Annotated in this window: 14 protein-coding genes; 10 read left to right on the top strand and 4 right to left on the bottom strand. The window is 69.7% G+C overall.

Annotation, left to right across the window (positions count from 1 at the left end):
• The first annotated feature begins 10 nt into the window (after positions 1 to 10).
• On the top strand, positions 11 to 907 hold the full coding sequence (locus JCR33_RS15320) for a LysR substrate-binding domain-containing protein (RefSeq protein WP_198882976.1): 897 nt from the start codon (positions 11 to 13) through the stop codon (positions 905 to 907).
• Here JCR33_RS15320 and JCR33_RS15315 read toward each other — a convergent pair.
• Positions 904 to 2445, bottom strand: coding sequence for an acetolactate synthase large subunit (locus JCR33_RS15315; RefSeq protein WP_198882975.1), 1542 nt, complete (start codon positions 2443 to 2445; stop codon positions 904 to 906). The genes JCR33_RS15320 and JCR33_RS15315 overlap by 4 nt on opposite strands.
• Positions 2446 to 2590: 145 nt before the next feature.
• Here JCR33_RS15315 and JCR33_RS15310 point away from each other — a divergent pair, with 145 nt between their 5' ends.
• Positions 2591 to 3028 (top strand): nuclear transport factor 2 family protein, encoded by a 438-nt coding sequence (locus JCR33_RS15310; RefSeq protein WP_198882974.1) that lies wholly within the window; start codon positions 2591 to 2593, stop codon positions 3026 to 3028.
• Between the two features lie 2 nt (positions 3029 to 3030).
• Positions 3031 to 3867, top strand: coding sequence for a fumarylacetoacetate hydrolase family protein (locus JCR33_RS15305; RefSeq protein WP_198882973.1), 837 nt, complete (start codon positions 3031 to 3033; stop codon positions 3865 to 3867).
• Between the two features lie 9 nt (positions 3868 to 3876).
• Here JCR33_RS15305 and JCR33_RS15300 read toward each other — a convergent pair whose 3' ends face one another.
• Together JCR33_RS15300 and JCR33_RS15295 are read right to left on the bottom strand one after the other, a co-directional pair.
• Entirely contained in the window at positions 3877 to 5004 is a 1128-nt protein-coding gene (locus JCR33_RS15300; RefSeq protein ID WP_198882972.1) for a CaiB/BaiF CoA transferase family protein, read from the bottom strand.
• Positions 5001 to 5843 (bottom strand): CoA transferase, encoded by an 843-nt coding sequence (locus tag JCR33_RS15295; protein ID WP_198882971.1) that lies wholly within the window; start codon positions 5841 to 5843, stop codon positions 5001 to 5003. Before JCR33_RS15295 ends, JCR33_RS15300 begins: the two co-directional genes overlap by 4 nt.
• 335 nt (positions 5844 to 6178) lie before the next feature.
• Here JCR33_RS15295 and JCR33_RS15290 point away from each other — a divergent pair, with 335 nt between their 5' ends.
• On the top strand, positions 6179 to 7435 hold the full coding sequence (locus JCR33_RS15290; protein ID WP_198882970.1) for an MFS transporter: 1257 nt from the start codon (positions 6179 to 6181) through the stop codon (positions 7433 to 7435).
• Here the strand turns inward: JCR33_RS15290 and gcvA are convergent.
• Positions 7411 to 8355 carry a transcriptional regulator GcvA gene (gene gcvA / locus JCR33_RS15285; RefSeq protein ID WP_198882969.1) on the bottom strand — a complete coding sequence of 315 codons (945 nt, stop codon included), beginning with the start codon at positions 8353 to 8355 and terminating at the stop codon, positions 7411 to 7413. The two genes, JCR33_RS15290 and gcvA, sit on opposite strands and share 25 nt — an antisense overlap.
• 185 nt (positions 8356 to 8540) lie before the next feature.
• On the opposite strand from gcvA, the gene JCR33_RS15280 reads away from it, so the two are divergent.
• From JCR33_RS15280 to JCR33_RS15255, 6 genes are all read left to right on the top strand, one after another.
• Positions 8541 to 9710: a thiolase domain-containing protein gene (locus JCR33_RS15280; RefSeq protein WP_198882968.1), complete on the top strand. Its 1170-nt coding sequence runs from the start codon at positions 8541 to 8543 to the stop codon at positions 9708 to 9710.
• 3 nt (positions 9711 to 9713) lie between these two features.
• Positions 9714 to 10106: a Zn-ribbon domain-containing OB-fold protein gene (locus JCR33_RS15275; protein WP_198882967.1), complete on the top strand. Its 393-nt coding sequence runs from the start codon at positions 9714 to 9716 to the stop codon at positions 10104 to 10106.
• 115 nt (positions 10107 to 10221) lie between these two features.
• Complete coding sequence (locus JCR33_RS15270; protein ID WP_198882966.1) at positions 10222 to 11403, top strand: thiolase family protein; 1182 nt, start codon at positions 10222 to 10224, stop codon at positions 11401 to 11403.
• 2 nt (positions 11404 to 11405) lie between these two features.
• Entirely contained in the window at positions 11406 to 11798 is a 393-nt protein-coding gene (locus tag JCR33_RS15265; RefSeq protein WP_198882965.1) for a Zn-ribbon domain-containing OB-fold protein, read from the top strand.
• 3 nt (positions 11799 to 11801) lie between these two features.
• Complete coding sequence (locus JCR33_RS15260) at positions 11802 to 12533, top strand: dienelactone hydrolase family protein (RefSeq protein ID WP_198882964.1); 732 nt, start codon at positions 11802 to 11804, stop codon at positions 12531 to 12533.
• Positions 12534 to 12719: 186 nt separating this feature from the next.
• Positions 12720 to 14183, top strand: a complete 1464-nt coding sequence (locus JCR33_RS15255) for an NAD-dependent succinate-semialdehyde dehydrogenase (protein ID WP_198882963.1) — start codon at positions 12720 to 12722, stop codon at positions 14181 to 14183.
• The last annotated feature ends 59 nt before the right edge of the window (positions 14184 to 14242 follow it).

The raw sequence follows: 14242 nt of genomic DNA, 5'->3' as shown, positions 1-14242 counted from the left end.
GAGTTCTCAAATGTCCTGGCGTCTGCCGCCGTTGAACGCCCTGCGCGCATTCGAGGTGGCGGCCCGCCACGCGAGCTTCACCAAGGCGGCCGACGAGCTGTTCGTGACCCCCGGCGCGATCTCGCGCCAGGTGCGCGGGCTCGAGGACTATCTGGGCCGCTCGCTGTTCGACCGGAACTACCGTGAGGTGGTCCCGAACGATGCGAGCCGAATCTATGCCGCGGAGCTGTTCGAGGCGTTCGCGCGGATCGATCGCGCCACCCGCGCCTTCGTCGCCCGCGATGTGCAGCGCAAGCTGCAGATCTACGCGCCGGTGACCTTCTCCCTGCGCTGGCTGCTGCCGCGCCTCAGTCGCTATCACGCGCAATTTCCGGAGCAGGGGATCGACGTCGCGAGCCTGTTCGATCCGCCGCCGGACCTCGGCACGGCGGACGTCGACGTGGCGGTTCGCCTCGCCGGCGCGCGGCCGAACGAGGTGGCGGAGCCGCTGTTCCGCGTGGCGCTCCTTCCCGTCTGCAGCCCGTCCTTCCTGGACAAGCATCCCGTCGCGGAGCCGGCCGACCTCCTCGAGCTGCAGCTGCTCGTTTCCGAGAAGCGGCCGGCGGACTGGAAGGCCTGGCTCGATGCGAAGAACGTCGACGGGGCGTCCGCCGAGGTCGTGGCCTTCTCCAGCTCGTCGATGGCCTATCAGGCCGCCCTCGGAGGCGCCGGGTTCGCCATCGCGATGGACGCGTTCGTGGCGGACGATCTCGCCGCCGGACGGCTGGTCGCCCCGTTCCCCGGCGGCATCCCTATCGATGCGACCTTTCATGTCGTCTACGCCGTGCCGTTCGAGAGCGACGACGTGGTGCAGCAGTTCGTCGGCTGGATCCGGGAAGAGGCCGCGGCGACGCGCGCCACGGTCTAGAGCACCACTTCGATGAGCCGCGGGCCGCGGTGGGCGATGCCGTCGCGGAAGGCCGCGATGAAGCCCTCCAGAGTGTCCACCTGCTCGGCCTCGACGCCGAAGCCGCGGGCGATTCCCACCCAGCCGATCTCCGGGTTCGACAGGTCGAGCATCGACAAGGCGGTGGGGCCGGGGTTGGGCAGGCCGACATTGCCGAGCTCGTCGCGCAGGATCTTGTAGCTGCGGTTCGACCAGACGACGGTGAGGACGTCGAGGTTCTCGCGCGCCTGGGTCCAGAGCGCCTGCACCGTGTACATGCCGCTGCCGTCGGCCTGCAGGTTGATGACCTTGCGGTCGGGCACCGCGACGGCGGCACCGGTGGCGAGAGGAATGCCGATGCCGATCGCCCCGCCCGGAAGGTGCATCCAGTCGTGCGGTGCCGAGCTGCGGGTGAACTTGTGCAGCGAGCGGCCGACGGTGATCGATTCGTCGGCGACCACCGCGTTCTCCGGCAGCAGCGCACCGACCACCGCCGCGACGCTGTCGGGGTTGAGCGGCCCGGTCGGCAGCTCCGGCGGGGCGTAGGGCTCGAGGACCGCGTCGGCCGTCCTCGCGCCCACCTCGTCCGCGAGCGCCCGCAGCGCCGCGAGGGCGTCGTCGTGCGGGTCGGCGAGATGGAGCATGGCGCAGTCCGGATGGGTGGTGCGGCTCGGTCGGTTGGGGTGGCCGAAGAAGGTGATCGGCTCGCCCTCGCCGACGAGGATGAGGTTGCGCACGTCCGCGAGCGCCTTGGACTGCGGGCCGGCGGGATTGGCGAGCCGTTCGGCCACCGCCGTGCCCGCGCCACGCTCGAGCCGCGGATTGCGGCCGATGGTGGCGAGCCGCGCGCCGGTCTTGGCCGCGATGGCGGAGGCGAGGAGCAGCGCCTCGCGCCGGGCGCCGAGGTTGCCGGCGAGGATCATCGCCTGACCCGCCCGCAGCGCCTCGGCGGCGGCCCGGACCCGCTCCGGCTCCGGCGCGGCCGGCGGCGTCGGGGCGACGGGATCGGCGACGATCCCGCCCTCGGTCCAGGCGGCGTCGGCATGCACGATGAGCGTCGAGACGTGGCCCATCCCGGACTGGGCGGCGGCGAGCGCGCGGGCACCCGCCGCCCCGAGAGCCGACGCCTCGCGCACCGTGTCCACGTGCGCCGAGACCGCGCCGGCGACGGCCTGGATGTCCGACGTCAGCGGGGCGTCGAACGCCATGTGATAGGTCGCATGCTCGCCCACCACGTTGAGGACGGGCGTGTGCGCGCGGCGGGCGTTGTGCAGGTTGGCGAAGCCGTTGCCGAGGCCGGGGCCGAGATGAAGCAGCGTCGCCGCCGGCTTGCCGGCCATGCGGGCGTAGCCGTCCGCCGCGCCGGTCACGCCGCCCTCGAACAGGCACAGGACGCAGCGCATGCCCGGCACGCGGTCGAGCGCCGCGACGAGATGCAGTTCGGACGTACCGGGGTTGGCAAAACACACCTCGACCCCCGCATTCACCAGGGTCGCCACCAGACTTTCCGCGCCGTTCATCCCGTCCTCCCGCTGTGGTTGGTTGTTTTCCGCGTCCGCTCGCCATCCGGTCAAACGATTAAAACGCATGCGCCATGTGCGGTTATTTCGGTTGACCGTCACCGCGCCGGGGGCGTGATCCTCTCGACAGAAAAGGGAGGATTTCGTGACAGATACGACCATGGGACAGGCCGCCGAACTTGCCATCGAGAAGCAGATCAAGCGCTTCTACGTCGCGCTCGACAGCCGTGACTTCGACGTCATGGCCGCGGTGATGACCCCCGATGGCTGCTGGCGGCGCGCGGGCAAGGACCTGCGCGGGCGCGAGGGCCTCCTCGCCGCGATGGACAAGCGCGGCACCGACCGTCATTCGCGCCACCTTCTGAGCAACGTGCTCGTCGACGTCGCCGACGACGGCACCGCGGCGGCGCAGTTCTACTCCACCGCGTTCGTCTACACCGGCGACGATCTCGACGACAGGGGCGCGGCACCGATGGATCTGCCGAGCAGCATCGGCGTCTACCAGGCGAAGTTCCGCTACGAGGGCGACACCTGGCTGATGGCGGACCTGCGCTCGACGCCCGCGTTCAAGCGCCGAGGCTAGCGATGCGCGTCGCAAGCTACACGATCGCCGCGCGCTCGGCCTGGGGCCTCGTCGAGGGCGACATGGTGTCGGACCTCACGGCGCTGCCGGGATGTGAGACGGTGGAGGACGCCATCGCCATGGGCCTCGGCGACACCCTGCCGCTGCCGGCCGACGCGCCGCGCTACCGCCTCACCGACGTGACCTATGCCCTGCCGATCACGCGTCCGGGCAAGGTCCTCTGCGTCGGGCGCAACTACGTCGACCACCTCGCCGAGGGGGCCGACGCGACGCCGCCGAAATATCCCGGCCTCTTCATGCGTACGCTGCTGTCGCTGACGCCGCACGAGGGGCCGATCGTGCGCCCGCGCGCCTCCGACGCGCTCGACTATGAGGGCGAGGTCTGCGTCGTGATCGGCAAGCCGGGCCGGGACATTCCGGCCGAGCGGGCGCTCGAGCACGTGTTCGGCTACACGTGCTTCAACGACGGCTCGCTGCGCGATTTCCAGTCCCGCTACAAGGCGATCGTCGGGAAGAATTTTCCCTCCACCGGCGGCATCGGCCCGTGGATCGTGACCGCCGACGAGATCCCCGACCCCTCCGCGCTGACGCTGGAAACCCGGCTCAACGGCACCGTGATGCAGCACTCCGACACCTCGAAGATGATCTTCGACATCGGCGCGATCATCGCCTTCGTCTCGGTGTTCACGGAGCTTCGGCCGGGCGACCTCATCATGACGGGCACGCCGGAGGGGGTGGGCAAGGCCCGCAAGCCGCCGGTGTGGATGAAGCCCGGCGACGTCGTCGAGGTCGAGATCGGCGGCGTGGGCGTGCTGCGCAACACCATCGTCGCGGAGTAGGCGGGGCGCCTACTCCGCCGCTTCCGCGGTCTCGGGCGCGGCGACGATGCCGCGCTCGATCAGCGTGCGGATCTCCTCGCGGCTATAGCCACCGAGCCGCTCCAGCACCTCGACCGTGTCACCGCCGAACACCGGCGCCACGAGATCGGCATGGGGAGTGCCGATGTCGAACGGCGTTCCCTTCAGGATGGCGCCGTCGGGCGTCTCGATCATCGCGGTGGACCAGGGCTTCGCGTCGAGGATCTCGACGCCGGTCGCAGCCACCGCGGCAGCGATCCCGGCCGCCGTCAGCGCATCCACGGCCTCGTCGGCGGGGCGCGCGGCGATCCACTCGGCCGCCGCGGTTGGGGTGCCGACGTGCGGGTGCGCCACCGCGTCGGCCTCGCGCACGCTGAGCGCGACCCACCGGCCGTCCGCGGCTTTCAGGCAGTCCTGCAGCGCGAAGCGGGGGTCGGCGTTGCCCCGGGCGGGTACCGCTTCCGGGTTCGCGAAGCTGTCGCCGATCATGAACGACGTGAGCTCGCGCTGCGACAGGTCGAGATGGACCGCCTCGGCGCCGTTCTCCACGGCGTGGACCGCCGACACGATCATCCCGGCGGCGAAGATCGCGGCGACCTGATCGGGGTAGTTGAGGTCGACGCCGCTCACGGTCGGCCGTCCGTCGTCGTAGCCGAGGAGCCAGGCCATCCCCGCGACGCATTCGAGCGTGGAGCCGTAGGAGACGTGCATCGCGTCGGGGCCGGTCTCGCCCTGGCTCGAAATCGAGGCGAGAACGACACGCGGGTTCGCCGCCTTGAGCGCCTCGAAGCCGATGCCGAGCTTGTCGAGCACGCCGCGGCGGAAGTTCTCCACCACCACGTCGGCCCGGGCGACGAGGCGCAGGAAGCAGTCGCGCCCCTCGGGCTCCTTGAGGTTGACGGCGAGGGCCTTCTTGCCCCGGTTCGTCGCGCCGAAGTGAGGGGAGAGCTTGTCGCGATCCTGCGGCGACGACGACACCCAGATCCGGAACGGGTCCTTGTAGGTGGGCGATTCGATCTTGATCACGTCGGCGCCGAGATCGGCGAGGAGGGCGGACGTCGCCGCCCCCGCGGTGATGATCCCGAGGTCGAGGACGGTTACGCCTTTGAGAGGGGTCATGGTCGGGTCTCGAGGGGGCTGCCGTTCCACAGGACCGGCAGCCGGGGAAGGAGGGCGCCCTCCGCCTTCACGAAGGCGCCGCGGGCGACGGAGTGGGGGTCGTCGATGACCTCGGCGGTGGTCAGCACCGGGCCGAGCGGAATCCGGTGCGCGCTGGCGAAGGCCATGATGTCGGCGCGGGTGCGATCGGCGATCCGCTCTTCCACGATCGCGACGATTTCCGCCGAGCGCGCCTTGCGGTCGGCGCGCAGGTCGAATCCGGGATCGTCGAGGCGGGGGTCGCCGACGAGCGCCTTCACAGCGTCCCAGTCCTGCTCACGATAGACGAGGCCGATGAAGCCGTCGCGGCAGGCGAGGACCTGCCACTCGGCACCCCGGCCGAGGCGGTGCGGCGCTCGGCCGGTCTCGCGCGCGAGGACGAAGCTCTTCCAGTTGAGCCACAGGCCGACGTCGAGCAGCGACACGTGCGCCGATCCCGCCACCCCGCCGCGGATCAGCCCGGCGGCGGCGGTGAACGCGGCAAGGCCCGCCGCGCGCGCGAGCTGGCCCGCGGGCAGGCGCAGCGGCTCCCGCGCAGGATCGCCGATCAGATCGAGCAGCCCCGTCGCCGCCATCAGCGTGAACTCGGACATCGGAATGTCGGGCGAGCCCTCGGGCAGCAGCGCGACGCGTACGCTCGTCTCGGCTCCCGCGGCGGACGCGCCGCCCACGAGGGCGAGCCGCGGGCGCTCGGCCGGTGCGCCATGCGCCTTGCCAAGCGACAGGAACAGGCGGGTCCGGGCGTCACGAAAGGTGTTCTCCGCCGCATTGCTGACGACACGGGCACCAAGGTCGGACAAGATGCGTCCGCAGAACGCGATCGCCTCGGTGACGGCAGGTTCGTCGTCTTTAGAATGCCGCTCTTCGATATCAATTGAAAGAAACGGCGGCATTGCTGAACTTCCCAAGGCAGTGCGGATACGTCTTCCCTCCTTTGCAATTCATATTCGGTGGGTGCATTCTCTACGTTGTGACGTTGACTACTCAACCGTTTAGGATAAACCGGAGTGTCTATCCTGCGACCGATTAGCCGTCGCGTCGCCTCTACAGTCAAACGACGAAAAGTCATGCCGTTGTTGAACATCCGTCCGCCGACCGCGAGGCCGGACATCGCCCGCCCGGGACGCCCATCCCGATGATCCGCTTCCCAAAGTTCGAAGGCGCCCGCAAAGCGCTCGGGCCGGGCCCTTACCGCATCTATACGATCGGCAACGCCACATCGCTGATCGGCACGTGGATGCAGCGCATCTCGGTCGGCTACCTCGCCTGGGAGCTGACCCATTCGGCGACGTGGCTCGGCATCGTCGCCTTTGCCGACCTGTTCCCGACCGTCATCGTCGGCCCGGTCGCGGGCGTCGCCGCTGACCGCTGGAACCGGCGGCGCGTGCTCTTGCTGATGCAGGCGCTCGGCCTGCTGCAGGCGATCGGCCTCGCTGCGCTCTACCTCGCCGGCGGGCTGACGATCGGGTCGCTGTTCACGATCACGCTCGTCCTCGGCGTCATCACCGCGTTCGCTCAGCCGGCGCGCCTCGCGATGATCTCGCTGATGGTCCCGCGCGAGGTCTTGGGTTCGGCGGTGGCGATCAACGCGATCACGTTCAACCTCGCCCGCTTCATCGGACCCGGCATCGCCGGTGTGCTGATCTCGACCGCCGGCGTCGCCTGGGTCTTCGCCCTGAACGCGGTGAGCTACGCCGTCTTCGTCTGGGCGCTCGTCCGGCTGCCGGCCCTCGCGGCGGCGCCCGCCCGGCGCGGCAGCAGCTTCCTTGCCGATCTCGGCGAGGGCATCACCTACGTGATGCGCGACCGTGCGGCGGGCACCGTGCTTCTCGCCATGATCGTCACCGGCGTCGCCTCGCGGCCGTTGATCGAGCTGCTGCCGGGCTTCTCGGACCGCGTTTTCGGCCGGGGGGCGGACGGTCTCGCGATGCTCACCTCGTCGGTCGGTATCGGGGCGGCGCTCGGTGGCCTGTGGGTCGCCAACCGTCGCCCGGGCAGCCCGATGACGCGCACGATGGTCACGGCGGCGCTGTGCGGCGCGATCACCGTCACCCTCTTCGCCACGACGTCCTCCTTCCCGGTGGCCCTCCTCCTCATCATGGGTGCCGGCTGCTGCTGGACGCTCACCGGCATCTCGGCGCAGACCCTCCTTCAGCTCGGCGTGCCGGACGAGGTGCGCGGCCGCGTCCTCGCCCTGTTCGGCCTCATCCTCAAGGCGAGCCCGGCGGTCGGGGCGCTCGTCACCGGGGCGCTCGCCGACGTGTTCGGCCTGCGTCCCACGGTGGCCGCCGCGGCGATCCTCGCCGCGATCTTCATTCTGTGGCTGGCGCTGCACTGCGACGAGATCGCGGCACGCTTCGAGGCGCCTCAGCAGGCCGGGGGCAGCCGCTGATAGTCGGCGGTCAGGCTGCGCACCCACGCCTCGTGGCGCGCCGCCTCCTCGAAGATCCAGGCCTCGAACTGGTCGAGCTTGGCCGTGCGCGGCTTGGTTCCCCTGATGAAGTGGAACGCCTCGCGATCCTCCGCGATCACGCGGAACGGCGTGACGAGGCGCCCGGATACGAGGTCGTCGACCACGAAATTGAGCTGCGCGATGGCGACGCCGAGCCCTTCGATGGCCGCCTGATAGCAGAGCGCCGACGTGCCGTGGAAATGGCCCGCCTCGCCGTCGACCTCCGTCACCCCCGCCGCGGCGAGCCAATGCGGCCAATGCATCGGCCGCAGCAGCGAGTGGAGCAGGCGATGGCGGTTGAGGTCGGCCGGTGTCACGAGCGGCGGCCCGCTCTCCAACAGCGCCGGGCTGCAGACCGGGATGAGATCGTTGCCGAGCAGGCGCTCGCAGCTGAGGTCGGTCTCCGTCCCGGCGTTGAGCTGGATGAAGACGTCCGCCTTGCCGCCGTCGTTGAGGCGGGGCGGGGGCACGGCGGCGGTCAGGCGAAGCTGCCACTCGGGGTGCCGCTCGTGGAACGCGGTCATCCGCGGCACGAGCCAGAGGAGGGTGAAGGTCACCGAGGCCGAGATGCAAAGCTCGCGGTCGCGGTCGACGTCGGTCAGCCGGTTCGTCGCCGTCTCGATGCGGCTGAACACGTCGGAGAGAACCTGCGCGTAGTCCCGGCAGCGCGGCGTCGCCTCCAGCGCGCCGGCCTTCCGCTCGAAGAGCTGCAGCCCCAGCGTCTCCTCGAGCAGCTTGATCTGCCGGCTGACGGCGCCCGGGGTGACGTTCAGCTCGTTGGCCGCCTGGGTGAAGCTCAGATGCCGGCCGGCCGCCTCCAGGGCGCGCAGGGCGTTGAGAGGGGGCAATCGACGCGCCATCGTGACGTTCCGCTCCGAACCAGCAACCGCTACGAGCCTACACCGCCCGTGCAGCGGCCAGAAGCGCGGACTGACAGACGGTCGATGAGTTTTTCTCAACCCATGGCCGACGTATGAGCGTTTGAATGCGGCGGGTGAGCTGCCTATCCTCGCGCAAAGTCAAGAACATCGCAAAGGGATGGGGAATGCGGCGGCCAGGGCTCGGCTATATCGTCGGTGCGTACGAGCACCCCTTGCGCGACGCGCCGGACCGATCGGTCGCGCAGCTCCACGCCGAGGTCGCCGCCGGGGCGCTCGCCGACGCCGGCCTGACGAAGGACGACGTCGACGGGCTGTTCTGTGGCCCCGACACGCCCGGCACCGGCCCTTTGTCGATGGCCGACTACATGAACCTCAACCTGCGCCACGTGGACACGACGAACACCTCGGGATCGTCCTACCTCATCCACGTCGCGCACGCTTGCCAGGCGATCGCCGCCGGCAAGTGCGATGTCGCGCTGATCACGCTCGCCGGCCGCCCGCGCCAGGAAGGCAAGGCCAAAGGCTCGCTGAAGCGCGCCGACAATCCGAACCAGCCGGACTTCGAGTTCGAGCATCCGTTCGGCATCCAGATCCTCGGCGTCTATGCGATGGTCGCGCAGCGGCACGCCCACCTCTACGGCACCACGGCGGAGCAGATGGCCTGGGTCAAGGTCGCCTTCTCCCACCACGCCCAGCACAACCCCAACGCCAAGCTGCGCAACGTGGTCACGGTCGAGGACGTGGTGAACTCGCCGCTCGTCGCCGATCCCTTGCACCGGCTCGATTGCTGCGTCGTCACTGACGGCGGCGGCGCCCTCGTCGTCACGCGTGAGGAGATCGCGAAGAGCCTCGACCGGCCGCTCGTCAAGGTGATCGGCTGTGGCGAGGCGCCCTACGGCCAGGCCGGCGGCTATGCCGAGATCACCGACAGCGGCGCCCGGCGCTCCGGCGCGACAGCCTACGCCCAGGCGAACGTCACGCCGGCCGACATCCGCTACGCCTCGATCTACGACAGCTTCACCATCACCGCGATGGTGCAGCTCGAGGATCTCGGCTTCTGCGAGAAGGGCGAGATCGGCGCCTTCGTGTCCGACGGCGGGCTCATCTCCGGCAGTGGCCGGCTCGCGGTCAACACCGACGGCGGCGGGCTCTGCAACAACCACCCCGTCAACCGTGGCGGGATGACGAAGGCGCTGGAGGCGGTGCGCCAGATCCGCGGGGAAGCGCACCCCGCCGTCCAGGTGCCGGACTGCGACCTCGCCCTCGCCAATGCGATCGGCGGACAGCTCGGCGTGCGGCACGCCTCGTCGACGATCATTCTGGAGCGCGGCTGAGCCATGGATCTCGACGGTTTCATCAATCCCGAGCCGGTCGTGCAGCCGGAAAACCAGCCCTTCTGGGATGCGACGAAGGAGGATCGGTTCCTCGTCAAATGGTGCAACGTGTGCGAGCGCGCCCATTGGTATCCGCGGGCGCGCTGCCCGTTCTGCTTCTCCGACGACACCGCCTTCCGCGAGGCGTCCGGGGAGGGGACGATCTATGCGTTTGCGCCGATGCGGCGGACGGCGGCCCCCTACATCCTCGCCTACGTGACCCTCGCGGAAGGGCCGACCATGATGACGAACATCGTCAACGCCCGACCGGAGGAGCTGACGACCGGTCAGCCCGTCCGCGTCGCCTTCGTGCCGACGAGCGGCGAATACAAGGTGCCCGTCTTCACCCCCACATGATGCCGCCGCCTCGCGGGGCGCCGGACGATCGGTCCATCCGGCAGGGTATGCGCGTCCGGCGGCGAACCACGCCGGGCACCGCCGTTGCCAATACGAACAACGAGTTGGAGGAACTGTGCAAGCAGCGGACGAAGAGCGCAAAGGCCTCAGCAAGGTCGCGTCGGTGGTCGGGGTCGGCCACACCGACTGGCACACCGACTATCGCGCGCAACGCGCCGGCGAGAAGGCGACGCTCGATTCTGTCGGGCTCGGCGCGCTCGCGTTCGTGCGGGCGCTCGAGGACAGCGGCCTGAAGCGCGACGATATCGACGGGCTGATCGTCGGGCCGACGACGCCGTACGAGCGCATGGGCGAGGTGCTCGGCCTCGACGTGCGTTGGGGCGGCCAGGCCGACGCGATGCTCGCGGTGATCCAGGCCTGCATGGCGATCAAGTCCGGCCTCGCCGAGGTCGTCGCCCTCGTCTACGGCAACGCCCAGCGCAGCCAGAAGGTGAACTACGGCGGCACCAACGCGGCCGGCGGCGCCTCGTTCCTGTCCTACGTCTATCACGCGCCGTGGGGCTTCACCTCCCAGGGCGCGCTCTACGCGCTGATGTTCCGCCGCTACATGGAGGAGACGGGGCTGAAGCCGGAGGAGCTCGGACAGGTCGCCGTCGCCCAACGCGCCGCCGCGAGCCTCAACCCCGAAGCGGTAATGCAGAAGCCCATCACCATCGAGGACTATCTCACCTCGGCCTTCGTCTGCGAGCCGCTGCACCTCTTCGACTACTGCCTCATCAACGACGGCGGCGTCGCGCTGATCATCTGTGAGGCGGAGCGGGCGCGGTCGCTGCGGCCCGACCCGGTGGTGATCCACGGCGTCGGCCGCTACGACCTCAACAGCGGCGCCACCAGCCTGGAGCCGCGGCTGACCGAGTACTACCTGCCCGCTCAGCAGAAGGTGGCGCGCCAGGTGTTCGACATGGCCGGCGTCGGGCCGCAGGACATCTCCTCGGCGCAGATCTACGACAGCTTCTCCTGCCACATCCCGCTGGCCCTCGAAGGCTACGGCTACTGTCCACCCGGCGGGGCGGGCAAGTTTCTCGCCGAAGGCCAGCATGCGCTCGGCGGCACGCTGCCGGTCAACACCTCCGGCGGGCATCTGTCGGAGAGCTACATGCAGGGGTGGGGGCACCAGATCGAGGCGGTGCGCCAGGTCCGCGGCACCTGCGGCAAGCGCCAGGTGCCCGACTGCAATTTCGTCCACTACTCGTCCGACGTCGCCGGCAAGGCGGTGTCGATCATCTACGGGAGGTAGAGATGGGCAAGACCACCCCAGTCATGAGCCTCTCGGATGCGCCGATGTGGCAGAGCATCGAGAACGGCAAGCTCGCGCTGATGGCCTGCAAGACATGCGGGACGTACCGCTACCCGCCATCGCCGATCTGCCCCAAGTGCCTGTCGATGGAGACGGAATGGAAGCCGATCGCCGGCACCGGCACGATCCTGTCCTGGGTCGTCTTCCATCGCAAATATTTCGACGACTTCCCGCCGCCCTACAACGCCGTCGCCGTGCGGCTCGACGAAGGGCCGATCATCATGACCAACCTCGTCGGCGAGGAGCCGGAGGGATCGTGGATCGGCAAACGCGTCAGTCTCGAGTATGTGGATCATGACGGACGCCGCCAGCACGCGGCACGGATCGCGGAGTAGGTGATGTTCGAACAGGATGTGTCGATCTCGACCCGGCACGGACGGATGCCGGCCTTCACCGTCAGCCCCTCGGCGGAGGGTGAATGGCCGCTGATCTTGTTCTACATGGACGCGCCCGGCTTCCGCGACGAGCTGAAGCACATCGCGCGGCGGATCGCCAAGGCGGGCTACGCCGTCGTGCTGCCGGACCTCTACTACCGGATCGGCACCGTGCGGTTCGACCTGCCGCGGCGCGAGGAGACGATGTCGGCCGTCGTCAGGGCGTGCGTCCAGCATGCGATGAACCGCGAGCAGATCATCGACGACACCGGCGCCGCCATCGCGTTCGCCGACGGTCTATCGCAGGTGAAGCCGGGTCCAGTCGGCTGCGTCGGATATTGCATGGGCGGCCCGTTCGTCACCTGGGCCGCCGCCGCTTATCCGGACCGCATCAAGTCGGCCGCCGGCCTCTACGCGGTCCGCCTCGTCAACGAGCTGGAGCAGTCGCCCCATCTGTGGGTCGGCAAGGTCCAGGCGGAGATGTATTTCGGCTTCGGCGGCGACGATCCGGCGTCCCCGCCCGAGACGATCGAAATCTTCACCAAGGCCATGGAGGATGCGGGGGTGACGCATCAGGTCGAGGTTCACGAGGGATGCAAGCACGGTTTCTGCTTCCCCGAGCGCGGCGCCTACGCGCCGGTCGCGACGGAGCTCGTGTGGAAGCGCCTCTTCGACCTGTGGTCCCGCACGCTCTGACGGGCCGCCGGCCGGCTGCGGGCGTTCGCCCCATTGCGGGGCGCGCCGGGCCGGCCCTATGGACGAGCGTCAAGTGCCGGCTGCGGGCCTCCGCGCTGCGTGAGCGGGCGGGGAAGGCCGCAGGTCGTCGAGCACGGTTGTCATAGGCTCGCGCGCAACGGCGGGCCGACCTCAAGGAGACAGACAATGCAGCAGAGGGCCTTCGATCCGTCCGCCCGTACCTACCCGTCGACGCAGCTTCTGATCGACGACGAGTGGTGCGACGCCGCCTCGGGCCGGACGATCGACGTCCGCGACCCCGCGACCGACGAGGTGATCGGGACCGTCGCGCATGCGGGTACCGAGGATCTCGACCGGGCGCTCGCCGCCGCCGTGAAGGGTTTCGAGATCTGGAGCCGCACCGGCGTGATGGAGCGCTACGCGGCGATGCGCAAGGCGGCCGATCTCCTGCGCGGGCGGGTCGACGCCATCGCGCACATGATGACGCTCGAGCAGGGCAAGCCGCTCGGCCAGGCCGCCGGCGAGATCGAGCGCGCGGCCGAGGTGATCGACTGGTTCGCTGAGGAGGCTCGTCGCACCTACGGCCAGACGATCCCTTCTCGTGCCCCCGGCGTCATGCAGCTCACCTTCAAGGTGCCGGTGGGCCCGGTCGCCGCCTTCACGCCCTGGAACTTCCCGATCAACCAGGTGGTCCGCAAGCTGTCGGCGGCGCTCGCGAGCGGCTGCTCGATCATCGTCAAGGCGCCGGAGGAAACGCCGGCCTCGCCCGCGGCGCTGATCCAGGCCTTCCTCGATGCCGGCATCCCCTCCGGGGTGATCGGCCTCGTCTACGGCGTGCCGGCCGAGATCTCGGAATATCTGATCCCGCACCCGGTCATCCGGAAGGTCTCGTTCACCGGCTCCACCCCGGTGGGCAAGCACCTCGCCGCGCTCGCCGGCCAGCACATGAAGCGCGCCACGATGGAGCTCGGCGGCCACGCCCCCGTCCTGGTGTTCGACGATGCCGACATCGACCAGGCGGTGAAGACGATGGCGGACTCCAAGATCCGCAACGCCGGCCAGGTCTGCGTCTCGCCGACGCGCTTTCTGGTGCAGGAGGGGGCGTTCGACCGCTTCCGCGAGGGCTTCGTGCAGATGCTGGGCGCGGTGAAGGTCGGCCGCGGCACCGAGGCGGGTGTCGAGATGGGGCCGCTCGCCAACGAGCGTCGCATCCCGGCCCTCGAGGGTCTCATCAGCGACGCGGTCGACAAGGGCGCGACGCTCGACTGCGGCGGCGAGCGCATCGGCAACCAGGGCAACTTCTTCCAACCGACAGTCCTGTCCGACGTTCCGACCGATGCACGGGTGATGAACGAGGAGCCGTTCGGCCCGCTGGCGATCGTCAACCGCTTCAAGGACTTCGACGACGCCATCGCCGAGGCGAACCGGCTGCCCTACGGTCTTGCCGCCTACGCCTGGACCGGCTCCGCCGCGACCGCCCAGCGGCTGCCCTTCGCGGTCCGCTCCGGCATGCTGACGGTGAACCACATCGGCCTCGCGCTCGCCGAGGTCCCGTTCGGCGGCATCGGCGATTCCGGCTACGGCACCGAGGGCGGCTCCGAGGCGACGGACGCCTATCTCGAGACCCGCTTCGCCACGATGAAGGGCTAGCCGAGCCCGCCGTGGCGGCGCCGGCGGGAGGGCTGCGGGTTGTCCGCAGCCCGGCCCTT

The sequence above is a fragment of the Acuticoccus mangrovi genome (genome assembly GCF_016411865.1).
GTDB lineage: Bacteria > Pseudomonadota > Alphaproteobacteria > Rhizobiales > Amorphaceae > Acuticoccus > Acuticoccus mangrovi.
The sequence above is the reverse complement of the archived record's forward strand: the minus strand, read 5'-3'. Positions and strand labels throughout refer to the sequence as shown.